The organism is Streptomyces sp. NPDC028314, from assembly GCF_055565795.1.
Map to the genome: position 1 here is coordinate 232949 of NZ_JBVHTP010000006.1, position 18133 is coordinate 251081.

Here is an 18133-nt window from a genome sequence, read left to right on the forward strand (position 1 = left end):
TGCTGTGTCACATGGCTTGCTGCCGGGCGCGGCACCGCACCCGTTGGAGCCCGTACGAGGGCCCGCGAGGGCGGTGGGGTCCTGCCGGGGTGGCGGGCGCTACGGGCAGGACGCCGGGGCGAGGTTCCGCCGGACGCGGTGCGTGATGCTGCCGGGCGACCCGCCACTGGTGACGGCGGGCTTGAGCGTGGGTCAATTTCCCTGGCGCAGGGATGCATCGTGCGGGGGTGGCCGTGCACTGTCAACCGGCATGCAGAACGCGTTCCTCCGCTCCCGGGGCGGCCGCCGACAGGCCCGGACGGGCCCCGTCCGGTGCCGCCGCGCGCCCCCGACGGGCACCCGGCCTGCGCGGATGTCCGCCCGGGCGGGCCGGTGGCGGTGCGCGGTCCGGCGTACGGTGACGCGTGTCTTCATGCCGCGCCGGCATGCCTTTTCGCCGACCGGGCATGAACGCCCCGCCGGAGTCCGGCAGTTGTTCACCATGCTGCCCCTTACAGGTACGGCACCGCGCGGTTACCGTCCGGTCATGACCCCCACACTCGCGCAGCTTCGTTACCTCGTCGCCGTCGCGGACTGCCGCTCCATCACCGGCGCGGCCGCCTCGGTCTTCGTCGCCCAGTCCGCCCTGTCCCGGGCCGTCCAGGCCATGGAGCGTGACCTCGGGGTGGAACTCCTCGCCCGCCGGGGCAGGGGAGTGGACCTCACTCCGGAGGGGTCCAGGGTGGTCAGGCTGGCCCGTACCGTCCTCGACGCGGTGGAGGCGATCGACGACATAGGCACCGCCCACGGCGACACCGCGCGCGCCACCCTCGTCCTCGTCACCACCCCGACCCTGGCCCTCGACCTGGCCGCCGAGCTGATCCCCTCGTTCACCGAACGGCATCCCGGCGTGGACGTACGGCTCTCGCAGCACGGCAGCCGGGAGGCCCTGGTCCAGGAGCTGGCCGACGGACGGGCGGAGCTGGCGCTGGTCGACCTGCCGCTCGACAAGGAGCTGTCCACGCACTTCATCCAGGAGCGCGAGGTGGTGCTGATCTCGCCGATCGGCTCCCGGCTGCCGGACCCGGTGCCGTTCCGGATGCTCGACGGGCTGCCGATGGTGCTGCCCCGCCCCGGCGGCGGCCGGCGCACCGAGATGGAGGCCATGTTCAGCTGCCTCGGGGTGCGGCCCGTCCCGTCGCTGGAGGTGGACGAGCGTCTCGCCTGGGTCACCGGGGTCACGGACGGGCGCGGCTCCCTCATCTGGTACCGGGACGTCGTCACGCGGGCCTTCGGCAGCCGTGCGGAGATCCGCTCCTTCACCCCGCCGCTGCTGCGCCCGGTGGGCATCGCGCACGCCCGGCGGCAGCTCAGCCGCGCGGCCCGCGCCTTCATCGCGCACGCGCGCCACAACGGGCCCGTCCGGGAACCCACCCGATGACCCGCCATGCCGGTGCGGCATTGAACGATGCTCGAACGGGCTGTCGTTGACCCTGGCGTCATCGCCTGATGTCCCATCACATGGTGTCCATGTCCAGACTCCTCACAGCGCCGTGGGCCGCCGCCCTCGCGACCGCCGCCCTCGCCACCGCCCTGCCGGCGGCCGCCTGGCTCACCGGCTCCACCGCCACCGCCACCACCGGCTACGCCGCGCCCGCGCCCGCATCCGCGGCCCTGGCCCCGGAGAAGAAGTGCACGCTGCCCGGCGGCCTGGCCGAGCTCAGCGGCCTCGCCATGAGCCGCAAGCACCCGGGCGTCTTCTACGCCGTCAACGACAGCGGCAACACCAACCAGGTCTTCGCCGTCGACTGCACCGGGGCGACCGGCCGGCTCAAGGCCACCTACACCGTTTCCGGGGTGGGCAACACCGACTGGGAGGGCCTCGCGATCGGCAAGGACGCCTCCGGCGCCCCGGTCATCCTGGTCGGCGACATCGGTGACAACTTCGCCGGCCGCGCCGAGATCACCGTGCACAGCTTCGCCGAACCCGACCAGCTCACCAACGCCACCGTCACCCCGGTGACCTACCGCTTCGGCTACGCCGACGGCAGGCACGACGCCGAATCGCTGCTGGCCGACCCGGTCACCGGACAGCTCTACGTAGCGAGCAAACTCATCGGAGCCGCCGGCCAGCTGTACAAGGCCCCCCTGCCGCCGGTCACCGGTCAGGTCAACACCCTCACCCCGGTCCGCCCGGGACCGGTCTTCGCCACCGACGGGGCGTTCTCGCCGTCCGGCGCCTCGTACACCCTGCGCAGCGGGGGGCCGCTGGGGGCCAACACCGCCTCCGTGTACGACTCGGCCGGAACCAAGCTCGCGGACGTCGCCCTGCCGGCCCAGTCGCAGGGCGAGACGGTGACGTACGCGGACTGCACGAGCCTGCTGGTCGGCTCGGAGAACGACACACAGATCTGGCGCGTCCCGCTGCCCCCCGAGGCCACCCCGGGCTGCGACGGCATCCCGACGCCCACCCCGACACCGACCCCCACGCCGACCCCCACCCCCGGTGACCTGAAGGTGGCCGACCCGGGCCCGCAGACGTGCAGGTTCAACCAGTCCTGCACCATCCAGCTGACCGCCACCGGCGGCAAACCGGCCATCCGCTACACCGCCACCGGGCTCCCGTGGGGACTGGCCCTGGACGCCGCCTCCGGCCGTATCACCGGCAAACCCTGGGGCAGCGGCACCGTCCAGGTCACCGTCACCGCGACCGACTCCACCGGAGCCACCGCCACCGCGGCCTTCCCGCTGACGGTCAACTGGTTCTGAGACGGCACGAAGAGGACTTGAACAACCCGCCGTCCAGGCCGCACTGTTGGCCGGGTCCCGTCCACACGGTCAGGAGAACCGGCTTGTCGCCACACACTGCAGACGCGCACGTCATCGACCCCGCCGGGGGGTGCCCGCACGCCCTCAACGCGCGGCTGCGGGCCCGGGGAGCCGTCGCGGAAGTCGTACTCCCCGGCGGAGTGCCCGGCGCGGTCGTCCTGGGCCACGACGCCCTGAAGGAGTTCCTCGGCCACCCCGACGTGGCCAAGGACGCCCGCCACTTCCCGGGCCTGCACGACGGCACCGTCCCCGCCGACTGGCCGCTGCGCGTCTTCGCCAACGCCCAGGGCATGCACACCTCCGATGAAGCCGACCACCGCCGGCTGCGCTCCCTGGTCGGCAACGCCTTCACCGCCCGTCAGGTGGAGCGGCTGCGGCCGCGCGTGGAGGAGCTGACCGCCGCCCTGCTGGACGATCTCGACCGGGCGGCGGCCGAGTCCCCGGACGGGGTCGCCGATCTGCGCACGCACTTCGCACTGCCCCTCCCGATGAGCGTCATCTGCGAGCTGCTCGGCGTCGACCCCGAGCACCGGGCCCGGCTCCACCACCTGTCCAACACGGTGATCATCTCGACGGACACCACCCCCGCCGAGGTGATGGCCGCCGTACGCGAGCTCGTCGAGCTGATGGGCACCATCGCCGCCGCCCGCCGGGACAAGCCGGGCGAGGACCTCACCAGCGCCCTGATCGCGGCCCGCGACGGCGACGGCGACCGGCTCAGCGAGGCCGAACTCATCGGCACCATGCGGCTGATGCTCGTCGCGGGCCACGAGACCACCCTCAACCTGATCAGCAACGCCGTCCGGGCCCTGTGCACCCACCGGGACCAGCTCGCCCTGGTCCGGGAGGGCAGGGCGAGCTGGTCGGACGTGGTCGACGAGACCCTGCGCTGGGACGGCCCGGTCAGCTGGTTCCCCTTCCGCTACCCCACCCGAGACCTGACGCTCGACGGCACCCTGATCCCGCAGGGCACCCCGGTCCTGGCCGGCTACACCGCGGCCGGCCGCGACGAGGCCGCGTACGGACCCGGAGCGGACCGCTTCGACCTCACCCGGGAGAACGGCCGCAACCTCTCCTTCGGCCACGGCGCGCACTACTGCGTCGGCGCCCCCCTCGCCCGCCTGGAGGCCACCATCGCCCTGGAGCGGCTCTTCACCCGCTTCCCCGACCTCGACCTCGCGGTCCCGGAAGCCGCGCTCGCGCACCAGCGCAGCTTCATCGGCAACAGCGTGGAGACGCTGCCGGTGCGGGTGCGGGTACGGGACTGACAGCGCCGGCCAGCACGTCCCCCGGGGCGGGGGCCCCGCCCCGGCCGGGGGCTACCGCGCTCCGTCGGCTCCGGCCGCTTCGGGCGCGGAGAGCTCGGTACCGAGCCAGCCCAGGGCGTCGGGGTACATGCCGGTCCAGGTCTGGAAGTTGTGGCCGCCGGACGGGCGGACCAGGGTCCTGACCCGGATCCCGGTGCCCTCCGCCGCATCGGCGAAGGCCGCCAGCTGCTGGGGCGGGCTGTCCTTGTCCTGCGCGGAGGTGCCCAGGAACAGCCCGGTGTCCGCCTTCCGCGTGTGCCGGACCAGCCACATCGGGCTGTTGCGCTCCCGCAGCCCCGGATCCGTCAGCACCTCCGGGTCCCCGGTCAGCGGATCGGGGTCCAGTGCCACGCCCGCCCCGAACACCTTCGGATACTGCAACGGCAGCTTCGCCGCGCAGAACCCGCCGGTCGAGATGCCCATCAGCCCCCACCCCCCGGGCTGTGGCAGCGTACGGAAGTTCCGCGCCACCAGCGCCGGTACGTCGTCCGCCAGCCAGGTGGCCACCTTGCGCCGCGGGACGTCGCTGCAGTCGGTGTTCACCCCGCCGGGCGCGATCTCCGGGATGACCAGGATGAAGGGGTGCGCCGCGCCCAGCTGCACCAGCTGTTCCAGCGATCCCGGCATCGAGCCCAGGTCCAGCCACGAGCGGGGCGAGCCCGGGTAGCCGTGCAGCAGCATCAGCACCGGGAAGCGGGTCTTCTGCGCGCCCGGGGCGTCGTACTCCGGGGGAGTCCACACGAACACCTGGCCGGCGAGCTTGGAGTGGGAGCCCCGGACGTACGTGCTCCGCGTCCCGTCCCCGCCCTGCGTGAACCTGGCCCGTCCGATCGGCGGCCCGGTCATCGCGGAAGCGTTCTGCCCGTTCGCGGTGCCCAGCAGGTCGTCCCAGGAGGCGTAGAGGCCGTAGCTGCCGTTGATCCAGGTGGCCACCACACAGATGGCGGTGAACTGGCACAGCCCGATCATCAGCACCCGCGCGGGCCAGCGCAGCCAGCCGGGCCCGGGAATCCGGTTCCACAGCAGCAGCGCGGCGAGCATGGCGAGCGCGGTGACGACGATCAGCGCCACGAGGAACGACGTGCTGGTCAGCTCCATTGCCTCAATGTACGGCCGGCCCGGCCGGCCGGGCCGCCGGAGCACGCCGTGTCGGCCGCCGTGCAACGGGAGTTGCCGCAGGAGAGCGCCTCCAAGACGGGACCGATCCTCAAGGGACCGATCCTCAAGGGACCGATCCTCATGGGGCTGATCCTCAAGGGACCGGTCCTCACGGGACCGGTCCTGGGCTCCCGCCGCCGAGCGCCGGGCCGGGCCGGACCCGTACCGACACCGAGTGCAGGCCGGTCGCCCCGTCAGGGACGGTGCCCGAGCGCTCCGCCGTCTGTACGGCGCCGGTGCGGTCCGTGGCCCGGACCTCCAGGAGGTGCCGGCCGGGAGCCGCCTTCCACTGCCACACCCACTGGCGCCACGTGTCGTCGCCGTCCGCGTCCCCCAGCCGCGCCTCGTGCCACGGACCGCCGTCGACCCGTACCTCGACCCGGGCGATCCCGCGGTGCTGCGCCCATGCCACCCCCGCCACCGCCACCCGGCCCGCCGCCGGTTCGGCGGACGGGCGCGGGGTGTCGATCCGCGACTGGGTCTTGACGGGTGCCCGAGCCGCCCACGACCGGCGCACCCAGTAGGCGTCGTACGCGTCGAAGGTGGTCAGCCGCAGCTCGCGCAGCCACTTGCAGGCGGAGACGTACCCGTACAGCCCGGGCACCACCATCCGTACGGGGAAGCCGTGCGCGAAGGGGAGCGGCTCGCCGTTCATCCCGACCGCCAGCAGCGCCTCCCGGCCGTCCATCACGGCTTCCACCGGGGTGCCGAGGGTCATCCCGTCCACCGACCGCGCCACCAGCTGGTCCGCCGGACCGCCCCGGGACGGCGGCCGTACCCCGGCCTCGCGCAGCAGGTCGGCCAGGCGGACGCCGAGCCAGCGGGCAGTGCCCACGTACGGGCCGCCGACCTCGTTCGAGACGCAGGTGAGGGTGATGTCGTGCTCGACCAGCGGCCGGGCGAGCAGTTCCCGCAGGTCGAGGGTGAGCGGCCTGGTGACGCCGTCCCCGTGGATGCGCAGCCGCCAGGTGTCCGCGTCCACCCGGGGGACCACCAGGGCGGTGTCGACGCGGTAGAAGTCCCGGTTGGGCGTCAGGAAGGGCTTCGCCCCGGGGATGCGCAGGTCGGCCCGGGCCGGGACCGGCGCCGCCGGCTCGGTGGCGGGAGGGAGCGCGAAGTCCGCCCGGGAGGCCGTGGCTCCCGCCGAGCCGAACGCGCCCAGGCGCCGGCCGGCGAACCCGGCCACCGCCGAGGCCGCCACCGCGGCCACCGCCAGCCGTCCGAAGCCGCGCCGGTCCAGCGCCCAGGCCCCGCCCTGCGGCGCGCCCGTCGGCCGGGGCCGGGTCAGGGCGGTGACCAGCAGGAACAACACCCCGGCCGAGGCCAGCCCGCCGACCAGCGAGGGCAGTGCGTCCTTCCAGGTCGCCGCCGGCCGGCTGAGCGCGGCCAGCGCCCCGACGGCCCCGAGGCAGCCGGCGAGCGCGATGCCGGCGGGCAGGTGCCGTACGGCGAGCAGGCCGGCCGCGACGGCGATCGCGGCCAGTACGGCGACGATGCCGAGGGCCAGCAGCGGCTTGTCGGCGGTGCCGAACGAGCGGATGGCCCACTCCTTGACGGCCACCGGCGTACGGTCGACCACGGCCGCGCCGACTGCGGTGACCGGGGAGGCCTCGGGCCGCACCGCCGCCGCGGTCAGCTCCGCCAGCGCCAGCCCGGCGAACGCGGCGACCAGCCCGCTGAGGGCGCTCTGCCACGCCCTGGGCCGCGGGTGCCTGGGGTCTGCCTTCGCACGGGTCGTTCCACGGGTCATTCCACGGGCCGTTCAGAGCAGCCAATCGTCAGGTTCGTCTGAATTATCCCCCATGCGGGACGGCATTGTCCCTCCTGCCGCACGGCCCGCGCGCCGCACGGCCCGCCCGTGTCACGCCGTCGGACATCCGCGGGGCCGGCGCTTGCGCAGCTCGACCACCCCGTCCGCGACCAGGTCCCGCAGTTCGGAGGGGCGCGGTGGCGGCTGCGCCGGCTCGTCGGGCCCGGCTAACGGCAGGAGGGCCGGCCCGGCGGCCCCGGCGGCGAGGTGGGCCAGCAGTTCCAGTGCCGGGGAGGGCCGCTCCGGCTCGGTCTCGGACATGCTCGGTGCGCTCCTGAGGGCGTCGGAAGGGGCGGCCGCCGGATCGCTCCGACGACCGCCCCTGTTCGTGTCCGGGTCAGTGAACCGACCGCCCGTCCCGTGCGGCGATCCGCTGTCCGCACTCTCCCTCGCACGAGTGCGGAAGTTCCCACGGGAGGGTGACCGTCACGGAGAATCCCGGCCTCCACCGCGCCCGGTGGTGTAGGTCATCCGGCGGCAGGCAGTGCCGCCGCGATCCCCGCCGCCAGGGCATGCGGATCACCGCTCGGCGCGCCCGGATGACCCGTCGTGCGCCGCGCCCACTGCTCCTCGAACGCGTGCCAGTCGATCTCCCGCGGTGCCCGCCCCCCTACCAGCGCCTCCTCCAGCGCATCGAAGTAGGCGTCCCAGCGCGGGGCGTACAACTCCGAGACCAGTCCGTTCCATTCACGGTTCGCGTAGTCGTGCAGGAAGCCGCCCTCGCTGGTGCCGCGCCGGCCCCACACGCTCAGGATCGAACGCGCGTCGTACTCGTACCGGTCCTTCTCGGCCGCGTCCGCGCCCCGGGCCCGCGCGGCCGAGAGCCAGCTGCCGAGCAGGAAGTGGGGGTCGGCGCCGGTGACCGCGTCCAAGCGCCGTTCCCCGTCGCGCCATTGGGCGGTCAGCCCGCGGAACAGGGTCAGGTCCTTGGCCTCGTACGCGGCCTTGATCTTGGGCAGCAGCACCCGCGAGTGGTTCGCCAGCGCCTGCCGGGCCGTGTCCACCAGGTCGAAGCGGTAGGCGCTGGAGGCCCGCAGCCGCGGATCCACCTTGAGCAGGTGGTCCAGGGCCCGCCGTACCGAACCCGCCGGGTAGCGCATGGACTTGGGGCTCCAGTACGCCGCCCCTGCCGCGCTCAGGCTCGGCCGGGCGGTGAACAGGCTGTCCTGGGACTCCGACCACAGCCCCGAGGAGGTGCTGTACGGCCCCTTGCGCAGCTCCTCCCAGGCGGCCGCGGCCTCGGCGTCGGGCCGCCCGTACCGGCGGGCCGCGAAGGCCGCGAACCACTTCTTCTGGTCGATCGGCGCGGGCTCCCACGCCAGATCGGTGAACAGGTCGAAGGCCGCCGGATTGGTCCCGGTGGCCTCCGGCAGGTACGCGGTCCCGGCCAGGGCGCTGTCCGCCTTGGCGCGCCAGGTGCCGAACCGGTCCATCCAGACCGAGGTGTTGGCGCCGATCGTGGTGTGCCCGCCGAAGTTGTAGATCGTGCCCATCGCGTACGGCGTCCGGCCCCAGCCGGTTTCCCGGTCGAGCCGGTTGTACCGGTCGGACAGCCCGTCGAGGATCAGCAGCTTCGAGGTGTCCACCCCGGACAGGAGTTCCTTCGTGGGGTCGTCCTGCCAGCCCAGCACCGCCCACAGCGCCCCCGGATGGGCCGCCCACAGGGCCTTCTGCACCGCTCCGGCGGCCGCCTTGACGTCGACCGCGCCCGTCTGCCCGCCCTCGTGCAGCGGGCTCATCCGGTACATGGTGCTGTCCCCGAACGCCGCGCGCTGCTCCGCGTAGTACGCGGCGGCCAGCTCCGCGAACACCGGCGAGGTCGGGTCCAGCCAGTCGGGCCGCTCGAAGCCCGCCCAGTCGCCCTGCGGCACCGTCACCGCGCCCCGGTTGCGGGCGGCGAACTCCGGCGGCACCGTGCCGAAGAAGCCCGGCAGGACGGGGGTCATGCCGAGCCCGCGCAGCTGGTCCGCGATCCGGCGGCCCAGCTCCGCGCGCTCGCGCATCAGCGGCTCGGTGACCGGGCCGCCGAAGCCGCTCAGGTTCTGCAGCAGCCACCAGCTCTGGTGCGCGGGCCCCGGGATCCACCCGCGCAGCTCCGCGGCGGTGTATCCGTACCGCTGGAGCGCCTTGTAGTACGGGTACTCCGCGCCGACCTGCACGAACACCTCGTTGATGCCGTGCAGGGCGAGCAGGTCGATCTGCCGCTGGTGCTGCTCGAAGGTGCGGTACGGGCCCGAGTACCCGTCGTCGGTGTCGTTGAGCGCGTACCGGTGCGGGACCAGCGCGCTGCGGGTGACGGGCTGCGGCACCGCGGGCAGGACGGCGGGCAGCATCCCGATGCTGTCGCCGGGCCAGCCGATGTCCACCCCGGCGACGTGCTGGAGGTACCAGCCGGCCCCGGTCAGCAGGGCCGCGCCGGTGGATCCGCGGACCGTCACGGCGCCTGCCGTCCCGGACACCGTGAAGGTGTCGGCCCCGGCGCCCTGGCCGGCCACCAGTGTGAACTGCCGGGCGTGCTGCGGCAGCAGCCGCTCCAGGGCGGCCCGCGCCGGGCCGGTGTCGAACTCCCGCGGCTTCGGCGCGGGCGGCGCCTCGGGGCGTACGGCCCCCTGCCCGCCCTGTCGTACGTCGGCACGTGCGGGCGATCCCGCCCCCGAGGCGTTCGCCCCCGGCGCCGCCCCCGCCAGTACCAGCGTGAGCAGCGCTGCGGGAAGCGCCGCCGCGGTGACCGTGCGGCGCCCCCGCGGGCGCCCGCTTCGTGGCATCGGGTTCCTCGTCTCCTGGTCGGTCTCCGGCCGGCTCCTCCGCGCCCCGCTCAGACCGGCAGCGCCCAGGTCTGGTCGGCCCGGTGGTCGCCGCAGGCGGTCAGCCGCAGCCGCTCGGCCGGGGCGTCGGGGGTCGCCGCCGCGGCGGGCGCGGTCAGGCACAGTCCGCTCGCCTTGTCGGTCAGGGCCCCGGCCCGCTCGTGCGCCCAGCTCTGCCCCGGCTGCCCGAGCCGGCAGCCGGCCAGCCCGACGAGGCCGTCCTCGCCGGCGGTCAGGCACTTGCCGTCCAGCCGCACGCTCGACGCCCCGCCCAGGGTCCACCGCTGGTCGGGGCCGCCGGTGCAGGCCGCCAGCACGACCGCGCCGACACCGGTGGTGTTCGCCCCGTCCGCGCACTTCGCCCCGTCGCCGGTGATCTGCCCGGTCGGCACGGCCTCGCCGCACCCGCGCGGGCTGAGTCGCCAGACGCCGGTGTCGTGCGCGGCCACCTTCCCGGTCAGCGAGACGGCCACCTCGCGGCGCTGCCCGCTCCACAGGTCCTTGGCGTCGGCGGTGCACGAGGCGGGCAGCCCGAGCTCGTCGAGCGGTACGTCGATGTTCCGGGCGCTGCCCGAGCGGTTGAGCACGGCCACCGCGCGGTCGCCGCCCGCGAGGGGCCGGACCAGGATGTCGAAGGTGGCGTTGGAGGAGACCACCGCGGCCTGCCGGCCCAGCGGGTCCTGGTCGAGGGCGATCAGATCGGTGTTGCCGAGCGCGGCGAGCCCGGCCGGGGTCAGCTCGGACACCTCGGAGGACAGGATGAAGGGGGCCGCCATCATGGCCCACAGGCCGACCTGGCTGCGGCCCTCGGCCTCGGTGAGGCCCGGTGCGCCCGCGATCAGGAAGTCGGGGTCGTTCCAGTTACCCGGGCCCGCGTACCGGCCGAGCCAGCGGTTGTAGCCGTAGTTGCCCAGGACCGAGCTCCACCGCGAGGTCGTGGGAGCGGCGGGCTTGTAGACCTTGATGTCCCGGCCCTCGCGCCACAGCTGACCGGTCTCGCCGACCCAGTCGAGCACCTTGTGCCAGTCGGCGCCGCCCCATTCGCCCTGCTGGAAGTAGGCGGGTGCGGACGCCGAGAGGATCATGTCGCGGCCGCTGTTCCGGAGGGCGCGGGCAACGCCGTTGTACGCGTCGCGGTAGGCCTGTTCCTTCGTCCTGCCGGGCGGCACGTACAGGTTGCAGCCGTCCATCTTGACGTAGTCCACGTGCCAGGAGGCGAACAGCCGGGCGTCCCGCTCGTAGTGGTCCTCGCCGCCGCCCTCGGGGGAGCCGCTGCCGGGGTAGCGCTCGCAGGTGAGGGAGCCGGCGTCCTGGTAGATGCCGAACTTCAGTCCCTTGGCGTGCAGGTGGTCGCCCAGCCAGGCCATGCCGTGCGGGAACTTCTGCGTGTCGGTGACCAGGTTGCCCGCCGCGTCACGGCTCTTCAGCATCCAGCAGTCGTCGACGGTCACCGTGTCGTAGCCCTTGGCGGCGAGACCGGTGGACACGAGCGCGTCGGCGTTCGCCACCACCTTGGCCTCGTCGATGTCGCACATGTAGTGGGCCCAGTTGTTCCAGCCCATGGGAGGGGTGAGCGCGAGCGGGGTGTCCGAGGTGGCGGTGGGCTCGGCCCCCGCCGGGGCGGGGGAGAAGGTGAGGGCGAGCAGGGCGGCCGCGGTCAGACAGGGGAGCGACGCACGCAGGCGAGGCGGCACGGGGTCTCCTTGACGTGGGGGGCGTACCGACGGGCTGTCGAGCGCTCAGTGCAGCGGTGCGACTACCGGCTGTCAACATAAGTCGATGGTTATGTGTGGATGACCAGCAATATGGGCGCAGTCCGCGTCACACGAAGGGATTGACGCGCGGTGTCCGCGGTTGACCGCGGGGTCGGGCGCACCCCGTCCGGTACGGCGTCTGTCACGTGGTCTCTTACGCCGTCTCTTACGCAGTCTCTTACGGTGTCTGTTACGGTGTATCTCATGCCGAGAAGATCAGCCGCCCTGGACAGCGCGACGCCCGGGGCGATCGCGGTCGCCGCCCTGCGGATCCTCGACGAGGAGGGGCCGGGCGCGCTCAGCTTCCGCGCCCTCGCCGAGCGGCTCGCCGTCTCCCACGCCACCGTCCAGCGGCGCTGCACCGACCTCGCCGGGCTGCTGGACCTCTGCACCGAGCACCTCGCCGGCCAGCTGCCCGAGATCCCCGCCGGGACCGACTGGGCGCAGGCCACCGAGCAGCGGTTCTCCGCGTTCTACCGGCTGCTCACCGCGCACCCCGGGCTGCTCGTCCTGCGCGGTGGCCGGCCCTGGCTCGGCCGCCAGCTGCTCGCCCGCCTGGTCGAACCCGCCCTCGCCGACAGCGTCGCCGCCGGGATGACCGCCGCCGAGGCGATGACCGTCTACCGCCGGATGTACCTGCTCACCCTCGGCAGCGCCGCCTTCGTCGACCACCGCGATCCGGGCGGGGCCACCGCGGCCTCCCGGGCCGCCCTGGCCGCGCTGGACCCGGCCGAGTTCCCCGTGCTCTCCGCCGGGCTGGCCGACGTACTGCCCGCCCTGACCGACCACGAGGTGTACTACGGCGCCCTGCGCCAGCTCATCGAGGCCGCCCGGCCCGCCACCGCCTGAAGGGGAGCCGCACATGGAACACCAGCTCGACTACGCGGCCGTACGCGCCGCGGCCGGCCGGATAGCGGGAACGATCCGCCCCGCCGCCGTGGTGCCCGCCTCCGAGGGCGTCTGGTACGCGCTGGAGTACCTCCAGCACACCGGCTCCTTCAAGGCCCGCGGCGCCCGCAACTTCCTCGCCGCCCACCGCGAGGCCGGCACCCTCCCGGCCGCCGGCGTCACCATCGCCTCCGGCGGCAACGCCGGCCTCGCCTGCGCCTGGGCGGCCCGCGCCCAGGGCGTGCCCGCCACCGTGTTCCTGCCCGCGAGCGCCCCGCGCGTCAAGGTGGAGCGGCTGCGCGGGTACGGGGCCGATGTGCGGCTCGTCGGCGACCGGTACGCCGAAGCGCTCGCCGCCTGCCAGGAGTTCGCGGCCCGCAGCGGGGCGCTGAGCAGCCACGCGTACGACAACCCGCTCATCGCCGCGGGCGCCGGCACCCTGCTCGACGAGATCCGGGCCGCTCTGCCCGGCCTGGACACCGTGGTCGTCGCGGTCGGCGGGGGCGGTCTGTTCGCGGGCGTCGCCACCGCCGCCCGCGAACACGGCGTACGCGTGGTCGCGGCCGAACCCGAGCACTGCCGTGCCCTGCACGCCGCCCTGGAGGCCGGCCGGCCGGTCGACGTCCCGGTGGCCTCGGTGGCCGCCGACTCCCTCGGCGCCACCCGGGTTTCGGCCGACGCCCTGGCCGCCGCGCAGCAGGGGAACGCGGAGTCGGTGCTCGTGCCCGACGCGGCGATCACCGCCGCCCGCCGGGGCCTGTGGGAGGACCACCGGATCGTGGTCGAGGCGGGCGCCGCCACCGCCCTGGCGGCACTGGACCACGCCCCGGAGCCGCTGGGCGAGCGGGTCGCCGTCATCCTGTGCGGTGCCAACACGGACCCGGCCGACCTGACGACGCCGTAGGGACCCTTGCCGCAGGAGCCGTGCCGCAGGAGTCCGTGCCCTCAGTCGGAGCCGTTGTCGCGGACCACGACCACCGTGCTCTGCGCGTACTGGACCACCTGCTGACTGACCGAGCCCAGCAGGGCGCCCTTGAAGCCACCGTAGCCGCGCGTGCCGACCACCGTCAGTTCGGCCTCCTTCGAGGCCTCCACCAGGACCTTGGCGGGCGGGCCCTGTTCGACGCGGCGGAAGACCGGTACGCCGGGGGAGGTTCCGACCACCCCGGCCACGGTGTCCGCGAGCTTGCGGCGGGCCGCCTCCTCGGCGCCGACCAACTCCTCCTGTACGACCGGATCCACCGCGAAGGGGTTGGTGTTCCACTCCCAGCTCATCACGGCGTGCACCCGGCCTCCGATCGCCTTGGCCTGGGCGACCGCCCAGCGCACCGCTTCCTTCGAGTGGTTCGAACCGTCCACACCGACGACGATCAGGGGCTCGGCGGTCTCACTCACGGTGGTTTCCTCTCGGTTCGCCCGAATTGCCTTGCCTCCCTGTATACACGGGCGGAGGGGGTCGACCTCGAACGACGAACGTTGCGGGAGCCGACGACTTTGGAAGACGGCACCGCGCCCCGCCGCCCTGCGAAGGTCTGACCGTCAGAAGGATCGAAGCCGGCACCGGCAGGGCGTGGAGGAATGGCGTGGCACAGCGCAAGGGTTGTCTGATCGGCTGCGGGGTGGTGCTCGTCCTGGGCATAGCGGCCGCCGTGGCGCTCGTCCTCGGCTTCGGGAAGATCATGGACATCGCCGACAAGACCCTCCTGGAGCCCGACGTCTACCGGTCCGTCGGTGTGGGCGACGCCGAGGACGCCGTCCGCGCGAAGCTGCCCTCGGGCGAGACCTTTGTCAAGGAGGCCCTGAAGGAGGGCGGTCCGGCCGAACCGGCGGGCAGCGTGTGCTCCTGGTACATCTCCAGCGCGGACCCCCAGGCCTCCCACGACACCGTGTTCCGCTTCTGCTTCAAGGACGGCAGGCTCGCGGAGAAGGTCGAGTACCGCCTGAAGTAGGGGTATCCCGCCGGAGCCAGGGCCGGCATGCGGGCGGCTCGTCCTGAGCGGGCGGCCGAAAAGCTTTCACCGGGCGCCAGGTAAAGCGCATTAGTGCAACCTTTCTCGAACCACCCATAAGAAGTCAAACCTCTGACGGGGAACCAGGTTCGTTATGAAATCGATATCACCTGGTCCGGGTTAGGAACTAAAGCGCATTAGCCCAGGTGGCTGCGGTGTTGACGAAGTGACTTCGGTCTGCCTGGCGGACCGGTGTCGCGATTCGGTACGTACGGGTACCCGGCCACCGGGACTTCGGCCGCATTGACGGGATCTCCATTTCGGGCCAGCGTGGGCACCGCGCTCCGGCAGCGAGGCCGGAACTCCCCCTGAAGGCGGCGACGATGACCCGTTTGCAGATGACCCGTATTGCCTTCGCCGCACTGGCGGCCGGCTCCCTTTTCTCCACCGCGGCCTGCGGCATGAACGGTGGCCCGGGAGAGGCGGAGGAGGCGCAGAAGAGCGGCAGGGTGGCCGGCGAGATCACGTTCCGCACGCTCCAGCTGAAGCCCGTGTACACGTCCTACGTGCAGGGGGTCATCGACGCCTTCGAGAAGAAGTACCCGGACGTGAAGGTGAAGTGGGAGGACGTCCCCGGCGACGGCTACAACGAGAAGCTCGTCGCCGACGCCCAGGCCGGCGCCCTCCCCGACGTGGTCAACCTCTCCACCGACTCCTTCCAGCTCCTCGGGGACCGCGGCATGCTCGCCGACGTGGCCAAGCTCGACGGGGAGGTCGCCAAGGACTACGTCCCCGGCTCCTGGGAGCAGTTCAAGCTCCCCGGCAAGGGCGACGGGGTGTTCGCCTACCCCTGGTACGTGACCCCCGAGATCCTCACGTACAACAAGGAGCTCTTCGTGAAGGCGGGCCTGGACCCCGCCAAGCCGCCGACCAGCGTCGAGCAGTTCTTCGACTACGCCGAGCAGATAGCGGCCAGATCCGGTGGCCAGTACTCCGCGTTCATGGCCGATCCCAAGGGCCGGCTGCCCGGGGACTGGCAGAAGATGGGCATCCCGATCCTCAACGGGCCCAAGGACGCCTTCACCTTCGACACCGACAGGGCCGTCCAGTGGGTCGAGCGGATGAAGGACCTCTACGCCAAGGGCGCGATGCCCAGGGAATCCCTCCTCAAGGCAGACGACATCAACCAGCTCTACGGCGGCGGCAAGCTCGTCTTCGGGCCGGGCTCCCCGGGCTTCGTCAAGGACATCAAGCAGAACGCCCCGCAGGTCTACGCCGGCACCCAGGTCGCGGGCGCCGTCACCGGCGAACTCGGCCACATCGGCATCTACGCCCAGTCGCTCGGCATCAGAAGGGACACCAAGCACCTCGACGCGGCGGCCGAGTTCGCCAAGTGGGTGACCAACGGCCCCAACCAGGTGGAGTTCGCCAAGAAGGCCACCATCTACCCGTCCAACGCCAAGGGCCTGGCGGACCCGTACTTCTCCGACAAGGGCGACGGCAAGGACGCCGAGACGCTGGCCCGCGCGGTGGGCGCGCAGGAGCTGAAGACCGCGGAACTCGACGCCAACACCCCGGTCCAGTGGACCAACCAGGTCGGTGACGCGGTGGTGCGCGAGATGCAGAAGGCCATCAAGGGCGAGCAGGACCCGAAGACGGCGGTGCGCAAGGCGCAGGAGGAGGCGAACAAGCTGCTCGCGCAGGCGGCGAGGAAGTGACCACGCAGCAGGCGGCGGGCAGAGTCGGGGGCCGCGCCGGCAGGGCCGCGAAGAAGCGGGCCGAGCGGGCCCGCCGGGCGATGGAGACCGAGACGGGACTGCCCCACCGCACGTGGTGGACCCCCTACCTCTTCCTCGCACCCGGCCTGCTGATGGTGACGCTGTTCAGCCTCTGGCCGTTCGTCAACACCGTCCTGCTCTCCTTCACCGACGCCCAGATCCTGCGCGGCGGCGGCTTCGTCGGCTTCGACAACTACACCCGGGCGTTCGCGGATCCCGACTTCTGGGTGGCGACCGGCAACAGCGTGCTCTACCTGGTGGTCGTCGTACCGTGCCTGGTCTTCCTTCCGCTGGCCCTCGCCGTCCTCGTACAGGCGAAGATCCCCGGCATCGGCTTCTTCCGCTCCGCCTTCTACACCCCGGTGATCGCCTCGGCCGTGGTCGTCGGCCTGATCTGGCAGTGGGTGCTGCGCAGCGACGGGCTCGTCAACACCGTCTTCCGCGAGCTCAGCGTCATCTCCGAGCCGGTCCCGTTCCTGACCGACAGCACCATGCTGCTGGTCTCCGCGATGATCGTGACCGTGTGGAAGGGCCTCGGCTACTACATGGTCTTCTACCTGGCGGCCCTCGGGAACGTCCCCGCCTCCCTCTACGAGGCGGCCGCCCTCGACGGCGCCGGCCCCGTCCGCCGCTTCCTCAGCGTCACCGTCCCCCAGGTGAAGCCGATGATGCTGCTGGTCGGCACCCTCTCCGCCATCTCCGCGCTGCGGGTCTTCACGGAGATCTACATCCTCGGCGGCGAGAGCGGCGGACCCGGCGGCGGCGCCCGCACCCTGCCCTTCCTGATCCGGCAGGTCGGCCTCGGCTTCTCCGGGGAGACCGGCTACGCCTCGGCCATCTCCATCCTGCTGTTCCTCCTGACGCTGGTCTTCAGCCTGCTGGGCCGCCGTCTCTCGAAGGGAGACGAGAATTGAGCACCCCGGCCGTCCCTGCGAGCAGCCCGGCCCTTCCTGCGGGCACCCCCGCCCTCCCTGCGGGCACCCCGGCCCTTCCCGCGGACGAGCCGCCCCGGCGGGCCGGAGCCGGACGCGGGCGCCGCCGGCTCGGCCTCGCCGGCCGGTACGCCACGCTCACCCTGATGCTCGTCGTCATGCTGGGGCCGATCGTCTGGCAGTTCCTGACCTCGATCCGCGGCCGCACGGAGAACGTGTACGACGGGGTGCTGCCCTCGCAGCCGACCCTCGACAACTACGTCCGGGTCGCCGAATCGTTCCCGCTGCTCCAGTACGTCGGCAACACCCTCGTCGTGGCGGTGCTCGCCATCACCTCGAACATGCTCTTCGCCGCGATGGGCGGGTACGCCCTCTCCCGGGCCGGCTGGAAGGGCCGCAAGGCCGTCTTCACCGTGCTCGTCGCGACCCTGATGTTCCCCTTCGAGTCCGTGATGATCTCGATGTTCCTGACGGTCCGCGAGATGGGCCTGGTCGACACCCTCATCGGGGTCTGGCTGCCCGGCGCCGTCTCCGTCCTCAACGTCATGATCATGCGAGCCGCCTTCCTCGCCGTCCCCCGGGAGGTGGAGGAGGCCGCGGTACTGGACGGGGCCGGCGAATGGACCCGCTTCACCCGCGTCTTCCTCCCCGCCGCCAAGGGCGCCCTCGCCGTCGTCTGCATCACGAGCTTCATGGGCGCCTGGGACGACTTCCTCTGGCCCCTGCTGGTCCTCACCAACAGCGAGCACTACACACTCCAGCTCGGCCTGAAGACCCTCGCCGGCGCCACCACCGTCAACGACCAGCGGCTCATCGCCGCCGGGGCGATGGCGGCGCTCGTCCCGATGATGCTCCTCTTCTTCGCCCTCCAGCGTTTCTTCTTCAAGGGCGTGGGCGAAGGAGCCGTCAAGACCTGAGCCCGCCCGCCCCGCACCGTCATCGCCC

Annotated in this window: 15 protein-coding genes; 9 read left to right on the forward strand and 6 right to left on the reverse strand. The window is 72.8% G+C overall.

From position 1 onward, the window contains the following. Positions 1–526 precede the first annotated feature (526 nt). The 3 genes from ACZ4TG_RS16495 (at position 527) to ACZ4TG_RS16505 (ending at position 4076) form a co-directional block, all read left to right on the forward strand. Entirely contained in the window at positions 527–1420 is an 894-nt protein-coding gene (locus ACZ4TG_RS16495) for a LysR family transcriptional regulator (RefSeq protein WP_468163111.1), read from the forward strand. An 89-nt stretch (positions 1421–1509) separates the two neighbouring features. Further along, positions 1510–2748 carry a putative Ig domain-containing protein gene (locus ACZ4TG_RS16500; RefSeq protein WP_468163113.1) on the forward strand — a complete coding sequence of 413 codons (1239 nt, stop codon included), beginning with the start codon at positions 1510–1512 and terminating at the stop codon, positions 2746–2748. A gap of 83 nt (positions 2749–2831) precedes the next feature. After that, complete coding sequence (locus ACZ4TG_RS16505; RefSeq protein ID WP_468163115.1) at positions 2832–4076, forward strand: cytochrome P450 family protein; 1245 nt, start codon at positions 2832–2834, stop codon at positions 4074–4076. A gap of 51 nt (positions 4077–4127) precedes the next feature. Here the strand turns inward: ACZ4TG_RS16505 and ACZ4TG_RS16510 are convergent, their stop codons facing one another. The 5 genes from ACZ4TG_RS16510 to ACZ4TG_RS16530 form a co-directional block, all read right to left on the reverse strand. After that, positions 4128–5213 carry an alpha/beta hydrolase gene (locus tag ACZ4TG_RS16510; protein WP_468163117.1) on the reverse strand — a complete coding sequence of 362 codons (1086 nt, stop codon included), beginning with the start codon at positions 5211–5213 and terminating at the stop codon, positions 4128–4130. Positions 5214–5382: 169 nt separating this feature from the next. Further along, a complete protein-coding gene (locus tag ACZ4TG_RS16515; protein ID WP_468163119.1) occupies positions 5383–7023 on the reverse strand; it encodes a molybdopterin-dependent oxidoreductase in 1641 nt (546 codons plus the stop codon). 111 nt (positions 7024–7134) lie between these two features. Next, on the reverse strand, positions 7135–7344 hold the full coding sequence (locus ACZ4TG_RS16520; RefSeq protein WP_468163121.1) for a hypothetical protein: 210 nt from the start codon (positions 7342–7344) through the stop codon (positions 7135–7137). Positions 7345–7550: 206 nt separating this feature from the next. Then, positions 7551–9848 (reverse strand): alpha-N-acetylglucosaminidase, encoded by a 2298-nt coding sequence (locus tag ACZ4TG_RS16525; protein ID WP_468163124.1) that lies wholly within the window; start codon positions 9846–9848, stop codon positions 7551–7553. A gap of 50 nt (positions 9849–9898) precedes the next feature. Next, positions 9899–11581 (reverse strand): ricin-type beta-trefoil lectin domain protein, encoded by a 1683-nt coding sequence (locus tag ACZ4TG_RS16530; protein ID WP_468163126.1) that lies wholly within the window; start codon positions 11579–11581, stop codon positions 9899–9901. Between the two features lie 264 nt (positions 11582–11845). On the opposite strand from ACZ4TG_RS16530, the gene ACZ4TG_RS16535 reads away from it, so the two are divergent. Both ACZ4TG_RS16535 and ACZ4TG_RS16540 read left to right on the forward strand, forming a co-directional pair. After that, positions 11846–12490 (forward strand): TetR/AcrR family transcriptional regulator, encoded by a 645-nt coding sequence (locus ACZ4TG_RS16535; RefSeq protein ID WP_468163128.1) that lies wholly within the window; start codon positions 11846–11848, stop codon positions 12488–12490. Positions 12491–12503: 13 nt separating this feature from the next. Next, entirely contained in the window at positions 12504–13433 is a 930-nt protein-coding gene (locus ACZ4TG_RS16540) for a serine/threonine dehydratase (protein WP_468163130.1), read from the forward strand. Positions 13434–13474: 41 nt separating this feature from the next. On the opposite strand, the gene ACZ4TG_RS16545 is transcribed toward ACZ4TG_RS16540, so the two are convergent. After that, on the reverse strand, positions 13475–13924 hold the full coding sequence (locus tag ACZ4TG_RS16545) for a universal stress protein (protein ID WP_468163133.1): 450 nt from the start codon (positions 13922–13924) through the stop codon (positions 13475–13477). A 188-nt stretch (positions 13925–14112) separates the two neighbouring features. On the opposite strand from ACZ4TG_RS16545, the gene ACZ4TG_RS16550 reads away from it, so the two are divergent. The 4 genes from ACZ4TG_RS16550 (at position 14113) to ACZ4TG_RS16565 (ending at position 18105) form a co-directional block, all read left to right on the forward strand. Continuing rightward, entirely contained in the window at positions 14113–14478 is a 366-nt protein-coding gene (locus ACZ4TG_RS16550) for a hypothetical protein (RefSeq protein ID WP_468163136.1), read from the forward strand. Between the two features lie 398 nt (positions 14479–14876). Then, on the forward strand, positions 14877–16196 hold the full coding sequence (locus tag ACZ4TG_RS16555; protein WP_468163139.1) for an ABC transporter substrate-binding protein: 1320 nt from the start codon (positions 14877–14879) through the stop codon (positions 16194–16196). Positions 16197–16276: 80 nt separating this feature from the next. Beyond that, positions 16277–17170, forward strand: a complete 894-nt coding sequence (locus tag ACZ4TG_RS16560; RefSeq protein ID WP_468163457.1) for a carbohydrate ABC transporter permease — start codon at positions 16277–16279, stop codon at positions 17168–17170. Then, a complete protein-coding gene (locus ACZ4TG_RS16565) occupies positions 17167–18105 on the forward strand; it encodes a carbohydrate ABC transporter permease (protein WP_468163142.1) in 939 nt (312 codons plus the stop codon). Before ACZ4TG_RS16560 ends, ACZ4TG_RS16565 begins: the two co-directional genes overlap by 4 nt. Positions 18106–18133 lie beyond the last annotated feature (28 nt).

Bases quoted from the DNA above. Each gene is read 5' to 3' on its own strand.
- ACZ4TG_RS16495 (WP_468163111.1), top strand. From the start codon at position 527: ATGACCCCCACACTCGCGCAGCTTCGTTACCTCGTCGCCGTCGCGGAC.
- ACZ4TG_RS16500 (WP_468163113.1), top strand. From the start codon at position 1,510: ATGTCCAGACTCCTCACAGCGCCGTGGGCCGCCGCCCTCGCGACCGCC.
- ACZ4TG_RS16510 (WP_468163117.1), bottom strand. From the start codon at position 5,213: ATGGAGCTGACCAGCACGTCGTTCCTCGTGGCGCTGATCGTCGTCACC.
- ACZ4TG_RS16515 (WP_468163119.1), bottom strand. From the start codon at position 7,023: ATGACCCGTGGAACGACCCGTGCGAAGGCAGACCCCAGGCACCCGCGG.
- ACZ4TG_RS16520 (WP_468163121.1), bottom strand. From the start codon at position 7,344: ATGTCCGAGACCGAGCCGGAGCGGCCCTCCCCGGCACTGGAACTGCTG.
- ACZ4TG_RS16525 (WP_468163124.1), bottom strand. From the start codon at position 9,848: ATGCCACGAAGCGGGCGCCCGCGGGGGCGCCGCACGGTCACCGCGGCG.
- ACZ4TG_RS16535 (WP_468163128.1), top strand. From the start codon at position 11,846: ATGCCGAGAAGATCAGCCGCCCTGGACAGCGCGACGCCCGGGGCGATC.
- ACZ4TG_RS16540 (WP_468163130.1), top strand. From the start codon at position 12,504: ATGGAACACCAGCTCGACTACGCGGCCGTACGCGCCGCGGCCGGCCGG.
- ACZ4TG_RS16555 (WP_468163139.1), top strand. From the start codon at position 14,877: ATGACCCGTATTGCCTTCGCCGCACTGGCGGCCGGCTCCCTTTTCTCC.
- ACZ4TG_RS16560 (WP_468163457.1), top strand. From the start codon at position 16,277: ATGGAGACCGAGACGGGACTGCCCCACCGCACGTGGTGGACCCCCTAC.